8 protein-coding genes, 3 tRNA genes and 1 other RNA gene are annotated in these 13390 nt (G+C 41.1%); 10 read left to right on the forward strand and 2 right to left on the reverse strand.

The window, feature by feature from the left end; translation table 11 throughout:
* Window positions 1–42: 42 nt before the first annotated feature.
* The 6 genes from H5092_RS04345 (at window position 43) to H5092_RS04370 (ending at window position 6792) form a co-directional block, all read left to right on the forward strand.
* Window positions 43–118: transfer RNA gene (locus H5092_RS04345), tRNA-Thr, on the forward strand.
* A gap of 132 nt (window positions 119–250) precedes the next feature.
* A tRNA-Phe gene (locus tag H5092_RS04350) sits at window positions 251–326 on the forward strand.
* Window positions 327–428: 102 nt separating this feature from the next.
* Window positions 429–504: transfer RNA gene (locus tag H5092_RS04355), tRNA-Thr, on the forward strand.
* 486 nt (window positions 505–990) lie between these two features.
* Entirely contained in the window at window positions 991–2406 is a 1416-nt protein-coding gene (locus H5092_RS04360) for a TolC family protein (RefSeq protein WP_182732954.1), read from the forward strand.
* Window positions 2396–3712, forward strand: coding sequence for an efflux RND transporter periplasmic adaptor subunit (locus H5092_RS04365; RefSeq protein WP_182732955.1), 1317 nt, complete (start codon window positions 2396–2398; stop codon window positions 3710–3712). The genes H5092_RS04360 and H5092_RS04365 overlap by 11 nt, the downstream gene beginning before the upstream one ends.
* Window positions 3709–6792: an efflux RND transporter permease subunit gene (locus H5092_RS04370; RefSeq protein WP_182695411.1), complete on the forward strand. Its 3084-nt coding sequence runs from the start codon at window positions 3709–3711 to the stop codon at window positions 6790–6792. The genes H5092_RS04365 and H5092_RS04370 overlap by 4 nt, the downstream gene beginning before the upstream one ends.
* Window positions 6793–6930: 138 nt before the next feature.
* Here the strand turns inward: H5092_RS04370 and ssrS are convergent.
* A non-coding RNA gene (gene ssrS, locus H5092_RS04375) (6S RNA) lies at window positions 6931–7113 on the reverse strand.
* 193 nt (window positions 7114–7306) lie between these two features.
* Between ssrS and H5092_RS04380 the strand changes: the two genes are divergently transcribed.
* The 4 genes from H5092_RS04380 to H5092_RS04395 are packed head-to-tail and all read left to right on the forward strand — an operon-like array spanning window position 7307 to window position 11587.
* Entirely contained in the window at window positions 7307–7870 is a 564-nt protein-coding gene (locus H5092_RS04380) for a UPF0149 family protein (protein ID WP_002962745.1), read from the forward strand.
* Window positions 7871–7898: 28 nt separating this feature from the next.
* Complete coding sequence (pepP, locus tag H5092_RS04385; protein WP_182692801.1) at window positions 7899–9221, forward strand: Xaa-Pro aminopeptidase; 1323 nt, start codon at window positions 7899–7901, stop codon at window positions 9219–9221.
* A 15-nt stretch (window positions 9222–9236) separates the two neighbouring features.
* Entirely contained in the window at window positions 9237–10424 is a 1188-nt protein-coding gene (gene ubiH, locus H5092_RS04390; protein ID WP_182732956.1) for a 2-octaprenyl-6-methoxyphenyl hydroxylase, read from the forward strand.
* Window positions 10421–11587, forward strand: a complete 1167-nt coding sequence (locus H5092_RS04395) for an FAD-dependent monooxygenase (protein ID WP_182732957.1) — start codon at window positions 10421–10423, stop codon at window positions 11585–11587. Before ubiH ends, H5092_RS04395 begins: the two co-directional genes overlap by 4 nt.
* 266 nt (window positions 11588–11853) lie before the next feature.
* On the opposite strand, the gene H5092_RS04400 is transcribed toward H5092_RS04395, so the two are convergent.
* The gene (locus H5092_RS04400; protein WP_182732958.1) at window positions 11854–13053 is read right to left on the reverse strand and encodes an alpha/beta hydrolase-fold protein; all 1200 of its coding nucleotides are present in this window, start codon (window positions 13051–13053) and stop codon (window positions 11854–11856) included.
* Window positions 13054–13390 lie beyond the last annotated feature (337 nt).

Genomic DNA, 13390 nt, shown 5'->3' on the forward strand with positions numbered 1-13390 from the left:
CAATCTTTAAAATTGAACGTGCCTTAGCACACAGTTTTGTGTGCCGACTTAGCTCAGCTGGTAGAGCAACTGACTTGTAATCAGTAGGTCAACCGTTCGACTCGGTTAGTCGGCACCATTTATTTAAAGTAGTTTGAAAAGAAAAACTGTAATCAGTAGTCTGTTCAAATTACCCGTCGACTCGGTTAGTCGGCACCATTTATTAAGTTAAAGGTTAATTTCGTTAATCTGTAACTAGCACAGTTTATGTGCCTCGATAGCTCAGTCGGTAGAGCAGAGGATTGAAAATCCTCGTGTCCGTGGTTCGATTCCGCGTCGAGGCACCATTTATTGAAAAGCCTTGCTTATGCAAGGTTTTTTTATTTTAAGTGCTTTATAAAAGTTCTCAATCTTTAAAATTGAACGTGCCTTAGCACACAGTTTTGTGTGCCGACTTAGCTCAGCTGGTAGAGCAACTGACTTGTAATCAGTAGGTCAACCGTTCGACTCGGTTAGTCGGCACCATTTATTTTAGGTAACTTGAAGCAACTGACTTGTAATCAGTAGTCTGTATAAGTTATCCGTTCGACTCGGTTAGTCGGCACCATTTATTTTAGGTAACTTGAAGCAACTGACTTGTAATCAGTAGTCTGTATAAGTTATCCGTTCGGCTCGGTTAGTCGGCACCATTTATTTTAGGTAACTTAAAGCAACTAACTTGTAATCAGTAGTCTGTATAAGTTACCCGCTCGACTTCGTTAGTCGGCACCATTTATTTAAAAGCCTCGCTTATAGCGGGGCTTTTTTGTTTTTGTATAGTTAATCTCTTAAACACATTACAAAAAGTTAATTTTAGTATTAAAAATTGCTGATCATTTACTCATTTTTACCGTATAACTGGCTATTATGTTAATTCATCGCTAGCTATGTAATGTTATGTAAAGTAAGTTGAGCAAAATTTGCCAAAGTGCTTGAATTACGTTCATAAATAGCAGTAATTTAGGTTTAATTATGATTTGGCAATGCAAGCCAACCCTACTGGCAATTAGTGTGATGCTGCTCAGCGGCTGTGCGAGTGATTTAAACTCGTCTCAGCGCATGCAAGTCCCTAATAATATGCCTCAGCAATGGCAGCAAGAAGCATCAAGCTCAGTATTAAAAATACAAGAGCAATGGCTTACACAATTACAAAATCCTACGCTTAATAAATTTGTACAACAAGCACTTAAAAATAACCAACAGCTTTTGCAAACGAGTTATGATGTTGAAATTCAAAAGCAGCAACTTATAGTCTCGGGTGCTGCACTTTGGCCAAGCCTCGATTTATCAACACGTACAAGCCGTAGTAAAGACAACCGCCCTGTAAGTTACGACAACGCAAGCTCAGCTAGTTTAAACTTAACTTACGAGGTTGATTTATGGGGTAAGCTCTCTGACGCCAAGCGCGAAGCTAATCTTAACTATTTAGCTCAGCAGGCACGGTTTGAGCAAGCTAAACAGCAACTTGTTGCTGATGTAGTAACAGGTTGGTTTGATGTGGTTACGGCGCAGCAATTACTGGATTTATTTAAGCGTCGCGAAGCCAACTCACAACAAAATCTCGATATTATTGAAGCTGGCTATCGCCAAGGCATAAACGAAGCGCTCGATGTGTATTTAGCGCGTAATGAGCTTAATAATGAACGCTCTCGCATTGCCACTCAAACAGCGAGTTTATCGGCATCAGCACGTGTACTTGAGCGTTTACTTGGTGAATACCCAAAAGGCGCTATTACTGCTAGTAGTGACTTACCTGTTATTAATACCGATATTCCTCTAGGGTTACCTTCTGAACTTATAACGCGAAAACCTACTCTACGTGCAAGTTGGTATGAGCTTTTAGCAGCCGACGCATCATTGGCATATGCGCATAAACAACGCTTTCCAAGTTTAGATTTAACGGCTTCATTAAGTGATAGTACAGACCGAGTAAGCGACTTGTTTTCTCCATCAAGCCTTGCATGGTCTTTATTAGGTAGTATTTCAGCGCCACTTTTTGAAGGAGGGCGCTTAAAAGCCAACGAAGAAATAGCGCGTCTTAATACTCAAAAGCAAGAGCAGCTTTATTTACAAACGCTTTATGACGCATTTGGTGATGTGGAAAATGCTATTTCGCAGCAGCAGTCCCTCAAAGCTCAATATACAAGCACGTTAGAGGCACAAGAAAACGCACTTGCTGCAGAGCAATTGTCGTTTGAGCAGTATCAAAGTGGCTTGGTAACTTACACGACAGTGCTTGATGCCCAAGACCGTTCTTTTGACGCGCAAAGCTCCTTAATCGATATTAAAAACCAATTAATAGCCAATAGAATTAACCTACACATTGCCCTTGGTGGTGATTTTGCAAAGCCCTCAAGTGAACTAAAGAGCAATAACGATGAAAACTAAAACAGCAAAAATTATTATTCCAGCGGTGGTTATTGTTGCCACAATTTTAATTGTTATGTTTATTAAGGGGAATCCACCAGAGGCTAAACGCTTTGGGACACCTCCTAAGGCATCAATAAGTGTGGCTGCGCTTGAGCTAAAACCACAAAATTATCAAGTTATGATAGACAGCTACGGTACGGTAAAACCACGTACACAAAGTTTGTTAGTGGCTCAGGCATCTGGGCAAATAATTGAAGTAAGTGATGACTTTAGAGAAGGCGGTTTTTTTGAAAAAGGCGATGTACTTTTAAAACTAGACGACAGAGATCATCAGGCTGAAGTTAAATCTGCTCAAGCCAATTTATTAACAGCAGAGCAAGGTTTGCTAGAAGAGAAGGCGCGTGGGCAACAAGCTATTACCGATTGGAAACGCCTTGGCGGCTCAAATCAAGCAAGCAGTTTAGTACTACGTGAGCCACAACTAGCGGCCGCTGAAGCTGAGGTTTTGTCGGCGCAGGCAGCACTTGAAAAAGCGATGCTTGATTTAGAGCGCACTAAAGTAACGGCGCCATATGCGGGGCGTATACTTAGCCGCAGTGTTGATTTAGGGCAAGTTGTTACTAACAACACACAGTTAGCAACCATTTACGCAATCGATAGCGTTGAGATTCGCTTACCAATTAAAAATAAAGATCTCCCATTTGTAAATTTACCAGAGCAGTATCGCGATGGTGCTAGAAACCAAGCGGGTTCAATTGTTAAATTTACTTCTGACTTAGTAGGTGAGCAAACGTGGCAAGGTCAATTAGCACGCACAGAAGGTGCTATAGATGAAGGCGCACAGCAGCTTTATGTAGTTGCTAAAATTAATGACCCGTATAAAGCAACAGCAAATAACCAGTATCCAATAAAAATTGGGCAGTATATAAAAGCGCAAATTACCGGCAGAACAGTATCTAACGCACTTATAATTCCTAACAGTACAATTTATCAAGGAACGTACGTTTACATTGTTGAAGGTGGCGTACTTAAGCGCAAAGACATCACACTAGCTTGGCAAAATGCGACTCAGGCGATGATAAAAACCGGTTTAAACGCAAATGATAAACTTGTTATTACTCCACTTGGTCAAGTAAGTTCAGGAACTCAAGTAAGTATTTTAGGTGAACAAAGCGCAGATCAACCTAAAAGCCGTGGAGCGAATGGGCAAGGTAAAGGAAAGCGCCCGACTCCAGAGCAGCTTGAACAAAAAGCAAAAGAGCTTGGTATTAGTGTTGAAGAGTTAAAAAAACGCCGTCCAGCAAAGCAAGGAGATAAGCCATGATAGCTTGGTTTGCCAAAAACCATGTTGCTGCTAACTTATTGCTAGTAACGTTGCTGCTGTCGGGGCTTTTTAGTTTATCGACTAAAATACCGCTTGAAGTTTTCCCTTCATTCGAAACCGACATGATAAGCGTGAACGTAAGTTTGCGTGGCTCAACACCAGAGGATGTAGAGCAAGGCGTAACAATTCGTATAGAAGAAGCCGTACAAGATTTAGAAGGTATTAAGCAAATATTTAGCCGCTCTTCTGAAGGTTCAGGCTCTGTAACAATTGAAGTTGAAACGGGCTACGACCCGCGTGAGCTTTTAGCTGATATTAAAAGTCGTGTAGATGCAATTAACACCTTTCCAGCCGATGCTGAGAAGCCAATAGTCGCGCTTGCGGAGCGAATTCGCGAAGTTATCGCGGTTACCGTATCAAGTGATTACGGCGAAAAAGAAACCCGTGAATATGCAGAAACAGTACGTGATCAAATTCTACGTTTACCAAATGTGACGCAGGTAGAGCTAAGTGGTGTTCGTGATTACGAAATTGCCATTGAAGTAAGCCAAGACGTTCTTCGCCAGTACGATTTAAGTTTGGCACAAATATCGAGTGCCATTGCTAATTCAAGCTCTGATATTTCTGCTGGTAACTTAAAAACTGAAGGTGGGGACGTACTTATAAGCTCTAAAGGGCAAGCATATCGTAAAGATGAATTTGCCAATATTGTTGTTAAAAACCAAGCTGACGGCACGATTATTCGTTTAGGCGATATTGCAATAATTAAAGACGATTTTGAAGAAACCCCAGTACGTACTCGCTTTAATGGTAAGCAGGCTGCATTTATCGACGTATATCGAATAGGTCCGCAAAGTGCGATTACTGTTGCTGACGAAGTAAAAAATTACATAAAAGAGCAACAAAGCTCCCTTCCACAAGGATTTGAACTAAGTTACTGGGATGATGATTCGGAGCTGGTTAAAAGTCGAATTGCCACACTAACGACCAATGCCCTACAAGGCGGTATTTTAGTACTTGCTTTACTTACTTTGTTTTTACGCCCTGCAATTGCATTTTGGGTATTTATTGGTATTCCGGTTTCGTTTATGGGCGCGTTTATAGCGATGCCTATTTTTGGCGTAACCCTTAATATTATGAGCTTATTTGGCTTTATATTAGTACTGGGGATTGTTGTTGATGACGCCATAGTTACTGGCGAAAATGTCTATACCCACTTAAAAACAGCTAAGTCGGGGGAGCAAGCTGCAATTTTAGGTACTCAAGAAGTCGCAACACCAGTAACATTTGGTGTATTAACTACCGTTGCCGCCTTTTTACCTTTGGCCTTTATTGAAGGGGCGCGCGGTGCTTTGTTTGCACAAATACCGGTAGTGGTTATTCCGGTATTATTGTTTTCATTGATTGAATCTAAATTTGTACTACCCGCACATTTAAAATATATAAAACTACGCCACGAAAAAGGCGAACCTTCAAAGTTTGATGTTATTCAACAGCGTTTTGCAGATGGATTTGAAAACGCGATTTTAAAATACTACCAACCAACTTTAAATTTAGCACTGCGCCATAAATTGGCTTCGGTAAGTTTGTTTGTTGGTGTGTTTATAATAATTTTAACCATGATCACTAGTGGTTGGACTAAGTTTGTATTTTTCCCACGTATACCAAGCGAAACAGTCCGCGTTAACTTAACACTACCAACAGGTACGCCGTTTGAAGTCACTAATAAATACGTAATTGATATGTCGCAAAAGGCGCAGCAATTACAAGAAAAATACCGCGACCCAGATACAGGTGAAAGCGTTATTTTAAATATATTAGCCACAACAGGTGGGCGCGGTGGTGTATCTAATTCAGGTTCTGTACGCTTTGAAATAACACCGGCTGAAAAGCGTGAATCAGACATAGGATCAAGAGAGCTTGCCAGCGAATGGCGCGATTTAATTGGTGTCATTCCAGGCGCTGAAAGCTTAACGTTTAGAGCTGAAATTGGCCGAAGTTCTGACCCAATTGACGTGCAGCTGAGCGGGACTTCGTTGACTATTTTACAAGACGTGGCTGATCACATTAAAACCCGTTTATCGACCTACCCAACGGTATTTGATATTGCCGATAGCATGTCTGATGGTAAAGAAGAGTTACAAATAGAGCTTACGCAGCAAGGCTTAGCGCTGGGCTTAAATAGAGTTAATGTTGCAGGTCAAGTGCGTAACTCGTTCTTTGGCTCGCAAGTCCAACGTATTCAGCGCGGACGTGATGATGTACGTGTAATGGTTCGCTTGCCTATAGACGAGCGCCGCTCTGTAGCCGATTTACAAAATATACTCATCAATACACCTACTGGTGGCTCGGTGCCGTTATCGCATGTTGCAACTCTTACCGCAGGGCAAAGTCCATCAACCATTAACCGAATAGACCGCTACCGTACTTTAAATGTAACAGCGGATATTGAAAAAAATAACACCAACATGACCATACTTCAGGCTGACCTAACGGAGTATTTAGATGAGTTAATGCAACAATACCCTGGAGTAGATTATAAACTAGAAGGTGAGGCTAAAGAGCAGCGAGAGTCGTTTGGGTCATTGGCTTGGGCACTTGTGTTTGTATTTTTCATAATTTATGCGCTATTAGCGATACCGCTTAAGTCTTACTTACAGCCAATTATAGTAATGAGTGTAATTCCATTTGGCATGATAGGTGCTGTAGTCGGGCATTGGATTATGGGCATGGATTTAACCATTATGAGCTTGCTTGGTATGCTCGCCCTAACTGGGGTGGTAGTAAATGACTCCCTTGTACTAGTTGATTTTATCAATAAAAAGCGTAGTGAAGGCGGCAAATTACTAGATGCAGTTAAAATTGCCGGTGCATCGCGTTTTCGCCCTGTAATGCTAACAAGTTTAACGACCTTTATTGGCTTAATGCCGTTATTATTTGAAAAAGCGACTCAGGCGCAGTTTTTAATACCTATGGCGGTAAGTCTAGGGTTTGGGATTATTTTTGCGACCTTTATTACTTTATTGTTAGTACCAATAAACTACATGATGATGGAGCGCTTTCAAGGTTGGTTTAAGTAAATAAGCGTAAGCATTTAAAATTTAGCTGTAAGTAAGAAATTGCTTGCAGCTTTTTTTTGCCAAAAATTATAAAAATAATGTACGAAGGTATAGCAAAAAAATGAATAAGTAATAAGAGGGAGTATAAAAAGTAAGAAGGTGTTCCCCAAGATACGGTACCCGGTTTCAGTCCTGAAACCAGAAGGTTTCAGGGCGGAAATCTGCGGTTTACCGTAGGCTTCTCGGTACATGCCGAGCTTGCACAATAGTAGACGAACAGAAATCCTGGTATAAAATTTATCGGCTCAGGGACTTAACCAAGCTCCGGTACCCCAGGGAACAATTTAAGTATATAAGACATAATCCAATCCTTAAACCCTAAACGTAAAAAATTAAACCGTTCGCTTAGTTTTCCCGCATCTTTAACTCGTCATTTACTTTATCGCATGGTTTTTGAGCTTGATCATACAATTAATTGGAGTTGCTTTTTATCGAGTGGTAGCATTGCCTTAACTTGCAAAGCGAAGATTCGATTATGAACGATTTACCCGATTACGAAAAAGCTCAACTGCTTTTAGAAAAAAACGAAATATTTGTATCACCTGCCGAAGCGCATGGTGTAATTAGTGGTTTACTTGCGTGTGGTTTAACCATTGACGACAAAGAATACTTAGGCCTTTTGAGCGATGTGTTTAACGATGGTGAATCATTTAGTAACGATTTAAAGCAGTTTTTTGGCACTATTTATAAGCAAGTAGTTGCGAGCTTTAATGATGACGAATTTCAGTTTGATTTATTTTTACCAAACGATGACGAAACACTCATCGATCAGGCTAATGGCCTCGTATCATGGGTAGCAGGGTTTATGCTTGGTTTTGGCTTAAAGCAAAAAGATTACGGTAAGTTATCAAGCGATGTTAAAGAGGTTATTACTGACTTTAGCGAAATCACTCGCCTAGATACCACTTTTGAAGAAACCGAAGAAGACAGCCAAGCGCTGCACGAAGTGATTGAATATGTGCGCGTATCAGCACTACTTTGTTTTGCAGAGCTTGGTAAAGAGCAAAACACGCAAAGTACTAAAAAAACACTTCATTAGTTTAAAAAGTTAAACGGGTTGGTTAATAATGGTTGAAGTACAAAAGTCAGAATTTAAAGCACGCCGTGAGCGTTTACTTGCGCAAATGGATAAAAATAGCGTTGCTATTATTCCCGCTGCGAGCGAAGTGACGCGTAGCCGCGATACCGAATATGCATTTAGACAAGATAGCGACTTTTTCTATTTAACAGGCTTTAACGAACCCGACGCTGTACTTGTACTATGTAACAACAGCGATGCACCCAGTACTTTATTTTGCCTAGATAAAGACAAGCTTGCAGAAATTTGGCATGGCCGCAGAGTTGGCTTTGATAAAGCTAAAAGCGACTACTTGTTTGATGAAGCTTACCCGCTAAGTGAATTAAACGATAAGCTGCTCGATATACTAAATGAAAAAGATGCGATTTATTTTGCACAAGGTGCTTATCCTTCATTTGATACAAAGGTGTTTACGTTACTAGGTACACTTAGAAGTGGTGCGCGAAAAGGCCTCAAAGCACCGAGTACTTTAAAAGAAATACGCGGCCTTATTCATGAAATGCGTTTGTTTAAATCGCCAAGCGAAGTAAATGTTATGCGAGAAGGCTGTGAAATTAGTGCGCGAGGGCATATGCGCGCTATGCGTTTTTCACACCCCGGAGCTACTGAATTTCAGCTAGAGGCTGAGCTGCATCATCATTATGCCATGAATGGTGCGCCGCACCCTGCATACGGCACAATTGTTGGTAGTGGCGACAACGCCAATATTTTACATTACACGCAAAATAGCGACGTATTAAAAAATGGCGACCTGGTACTTATAGACTCCGGTTGTGAGCTACAAGGTTACGCCGCCGATATTACCCGTACTTTTCCAGTAAATGGACAATTTAGCGAAGAGCAAGCCGCGCTTTACAATATTGTACTTAAAGCGCAAGAAGTTGCCTTTGATGAAGTAAAACCAGGTGGTTACATGTCGCATGCTAATAAACTAGCAATGGAAGTAATGACTCAAGGTTTACTTGATTTAGGTATTTTAACCGGCGACTTTGACGAGCTAATGGCAAAAGGTGCATGTAAAGAATATTACATGCACGGGCTTGGGCATTGGCTTGGTTTAGATGTACATGATGTTGGCGATTACAAAGTAAATAACGTTGAGCGTGCATTTGAGCCCGGTATGGTACTCACCATAGAGCCTGGGCTTTATATCAGCGAAGACTCAAGCGCACCGCAAAAATATAAAGGCATTGGTATTCGTATCGAAGATAACTTGCTAGTTACCGAAACAGGCCATGAAAACTTGACCCTAAGCGTGCCTAAAAAAATTAGCGATATAGAAGCACTTATGCAAAGTGCTAAAAACGTATAAAGCTCGGAGAGTAAAGTGGCTAAGCAGTTTGATGTAGTTGTTATTGGCGGTGGTTTAGCGGGAGCAAGCTGCGCGTTAAGTGTTGCTAAAACTAATCCCGCGTTAAATATTGCCGTTGTAGAAGCGAATCAAGTAACCGGCGACTACCACCCAAGCTTTGACGACAGAAGTATTGCACTTGCTCAGCAATCGGTAGAGTATTTACAAAGCCTCAATTTATTTGAACAAAATGCTCCTTACACCGTAGCAATCAAAAAAGTGAGCGTGTCTGATAGAGGCCACTTTGGCAAAGCGCACATTAATTGCGACGAATTTGCTAAACCTTCACTTGGTTACGTAGTAGAAGTTAACCCATTTGGCCGAGCGCTTCACCTGCGTTTAACGCAGTCAAATATTACGCTTTTGTGCCCCGATAGCGTAATTGCCATTGAGCAAACCATGCATAGCAATACACTCACCCTGCAAACCGGCGAGCAATTAAGCGCAGCGCTATTGGTTATTGCTGATGGTGCACAATCACCCACACGTAATTTACTTGAGCTTGGCTTTAATACCCAGCCTTATGAACAAGGCGCAATTATTGCTAATGTAGAAGTGGCTGGTGGGCATAATAATCATGCCTTTGAGCGTTTTACACAAAGCGGGCCTATGGCGTTATTACCCATGAGCAATAACCGTTATTCGTTGGTGTGGTGTATGAACCAAGATCAGGTTGAACAGCATATGGCACTTAATGAACAAGACTTTATAAGTGCCCTACAAAGTGCGTTTGGTTATCGCGGTGGTCAATTTACTAAAGTAGGCATGCGCACGAGTTACCCGCTCGTTTACGGGCAAGTCGAGTCTTTGACTGCGCACCGTACAGTGGTTATTGGTAATGCTGCACATGCTATTCATCCTATTGCAGGACAAGGTTTTAATTTAGGCCTTCGCGACGTGCAAGTACTTAGTAATTTAATAGCAAACAGCCAACACGATATAGGCAGCTATGCGTTTACACGTGAATATTCAAAAAAGCGCAGTGATGATATAAAAACCGTAATGAGTTTAACCGATGCACTTGTTAGGCTTTTTTCAAACTCATCGCGAGTGCTCGCATTGGGGCGCAGTATTGGGTTGTTTTCGATGGATTTATTTCCCGCATTAAAAGCGCCATTAGCCAAACAGTTAATGGGGCAAGTTAAACAAGGTAGGCGTTTATGAAGCAAGCACAGGTTTGTATTGTAGGTGGTGGCTGTGTAGGGCTAACACTGGCACTTGGATTGGCAAAAGCCGATATAAGCGTAGTTGTACTCGACGGCGCACCAACACAAGCGTTGCCAACTGACGAATATGGTTTGCGCGTAAGCGCGCTAAGCATTGCAAGTCAAACCTTGCTTGAGCAATTAAATGTATGGCCCGAAATTATCGCACAGCGAGCGTGCGCTTATACGCATATGGATGTACGTGATGCCGACAGTTTTGGCAAAATAGCGTTTGATAACAAACAACTTGAGCTTGAGCATTTAGGCCATATTGTTGAAAACGACATTATCCGCTACGCGCTTATAAAAGAGCTAGAGCAACAACCAAGTGCCACGCTAATGTTTGATACGCAGTATCAGCAAATACATCAAAGCGAATCAGATGTATTTATAACGCTTAAAAGCGGCGAGCCAATTATTGCAAAACTGCTGGTGGCCGCTGATGGGGCAAACTCAGCTATTCGCAAACAATTTAATATGGCACTTAGCTTTAAAGATTACGATCACCATGCGCTAGTCGCAACCGTAAAAACCAAAGAGCCGCACGAAAACACCGCACGCCAAGTGTTTTTACCAACCGGGCCGCTGGCATTTTTACCTCTGAGCGATGCAAATACCCATTCAATAGTATGGTCTACTAGCCCAAACCACTGCGATGAGCTGCTTGCAATGGACGACAGCAGCTTTAATAAAGCCGTAATGGCAGCCATAGATGGCCAATGCGGGCTATGTGAAGTGCAAAGTGCGCGCGCAGCTTTCCCACTTAAAATGCGCTACGCTCAGCAATGGGTTTCAGGCAAAGTGGTACTCATTGGCGATGCTGCACATACAATCCATCCACTTGCAGGGCTTGGTATGAACTTAGGCCTAAAAGATGCGGCTTATTTAATTGAGCTACTCACAAGTGATAGTAAGGAGTTTGCAAGCACGCGCACACTTCGCGATTACGAACGTACCCGTAAGCTCGATGCGCAAAAGCACATAGCCATGATGCAAGGGTTAAAAGAGTTATTTGAAGGTGCAAACCCGGTTAAAAAACTTATCCGCGGAGTAGGGCTATCATTAGTTGATAATTTAGGCCCAATAAAACACCTGTTCGCTAAAGAAGCGATAGGAAAGTAACGTAGGTTGGGTTGAGCGAAGCGAAACCCAACGGATAAAGTAAAGCGATGAGCTTGATTAAAAAAACCGATGTTTAATTTAAACATCGGTTTTTTTATGAAGGTTTTAAATATATTAAAAGCTGCGCTTTTCACGCGAGCAAGCTCAGCGTCTATATGCAAAGTTTAACACTGAGCTTAATTTTACCTGTAGGCGTTTAGCTTGCTGACGCGACGAGCCTAGCTCGTAATTACTATCGTTAGCTAAAAAGTGCTTTGTTAAATCAGTTACAAATTCTCTTGTGCTTCATTCACCATATCTTTGAGTGCATCAATTAACTGCGGGTCGCGTGAGTTTTGCTTAGCAAGTTCTAATGCGTGTTTCATACTGGTGACGGCCTCTTTGAACTGCTTATTTGCAGTATAGCCTTGCGATAAACGCATGTGAGAATAGGCTGCATTTGGGTAATGGGTAGTAAAGTGTTTAAGCGTGGTAATAGCTTTGGCTGTGTTACCAAATTTTTGCTGGCTATGAGCAAATTCTACATATACATCTTGTGGAATTTTAAGCTCAAACCCATATTTATCACTCAGTGCTTGGTAGTAACCTGTAATAAGCGATACATCAGCAAATCTTCCGTGCTCGTCAGTAACGCTAAAAATTAGGTCGCCAAATAAGTGAATTAGGCTATCGCTAAGGGCTGGTAGTATGGTGCCCATATGACTAAAAGTAGGGTAATGCTTATATTCCCATTTTAGCTGTGTTGGCATTTGTTGTTCTAAATTTACTAAAGTATTTAATACACCTGTATAAAAGCGTGACCCTTCACTTGCTACACTAATAAATAACGATTGACCGCCTTTAGGGCTTTTAGTGTATTTTATAATATTATTTTTTAATTCTTCATCACTCCACCAACTGTTTGGGCTTATAGCTATATAGTTATTAAATAACTCAGGCTGATTAACTAAAGTATAAAGCGCTAAAGTACCTGCATTAGAGTGGCCAATTAACGTGTTGTAGCCGTTAGTTGAGTAGTTAGAATTTATGTATGGCATAAGTTCGTCAGAAACAAATTTCAAAAACTCGTCAGTTTGCCCCGCTTCAGGCCATTTATTTTTTACAAAGGTTTGAAACTCAGTTTTAGGCTCACCATCTACTTTAGGTAAGTAATCACGAACGCGGTTAGTTGTATCAATACCAACAAGCAAGGCATTAGGTATCTGCTCGTAATCAACTAAGGATTTTATAACACCAGACGCCGTATGAAAGTGCTCAACACCATCAAGTAAATAAATAACATAAAGCGGCTGATCGTCTTTTACAGTGTCAGGTATGAAAATTTTAATGGGTCTGTCTTCGTTAAGTATTTTTGATTGCAGAATGACTTTTTTACCAACGGTTATGTCAGTTGTATTGGTTTTTGCGTGGCTTAAAAATGGTGTACTAAAAGTAAGTATTAATACAAGCGATAGTAAGAGCTTCATAAATATCCTTATTTAATAATGTATTGCTTAATAATTGCACGGCTTTAAATTTGAGTAAATACTTATATTTTGAGGCAGGTGTTAGACTTAAGTAATTCAAAGCTGCGCTTTTTTATGCGCGCAAGCTTGGCGTATATGATAAATATTAAACTACGAGTTTAGCTTTTCCTTTAGGTCTACGGCTTGCTAACGGGATGAGCGAAGCTCGCAATAATTGCCTTTAAACTCTTATCTATAAAAGCTTAAAAAACCTGCTTGCTTAATTATCCGTCTAAGCGTAAAATGCGCGCTCATTTCGGCTTTTAAACTATTAATTCCTTGCCTTAAACCGACCGGC

The sequence above is a fragment of the Pseudoalteromonas sp. SR41-7 genome, from assembly GCF_014163935.1.
GTDB lineage: Bacteria > Pseudomonadota > Gammaproteobacteria > Enterobacterales > Alteromonadaceae > Pseudoalteromonas > Pseudoalteromonas distincta.

What these genes read in the sequence shown, in the direction of transcription:
- H5092_RS04370 (WP_182695411.1), top strand. Translation starts at nt 3,709, where the DNA reads ATGATAGCTTGGTTTGCCAAAAACCATGTTGCTGCTAACTTATTGCTA.
- H5092_RS04365 (WP_182732955.1), top strand. Translation starts at nt 2,396, where the DNA reads ATGAAAACTAAAACAGCAAAAATTATTATTCCAGCGGTGGTTATTGTT.
- H5092_RS04380 (WP_002962745.1), top strand. Translation starts at nt 7,307, where the DNA reads ATGAACGATTTACCCGATTACGAAAAAGCTCAACTGCTTTTAGAAAAA.
- pepP (WP_182692801.1), top strand. Translation starts at nt 7,899, where the DNA reads ATGGTTGAAGTACAAAAGTCAGAATTTAAAGCACGCCGTGAGCGTTTA.
- H5092_RS04395 (WP_182732957.1), top strand. Translation starts at nt 10,421, where the DNA reads ATGAAGCAAGCACAGGTTTGTATTGTAGGTGGTGGCTGTGTAGGGCTA.
- H5092_RS04360 (WP_182732954.1), top strand. Translation starts at nt 991, where the DNA reads ATGATTTGGCAATGCAAGCCAACCCTACTGGCAATTAGTGTGATGCTG.
- H5092_RS04400 (WP_182732958.1), bottom strand. Translation starts at nt 13,053, where the DNA reads ATGAAGCTCTTACTATCGCTTGTATTAATACTTACTTTTAGTACACCA.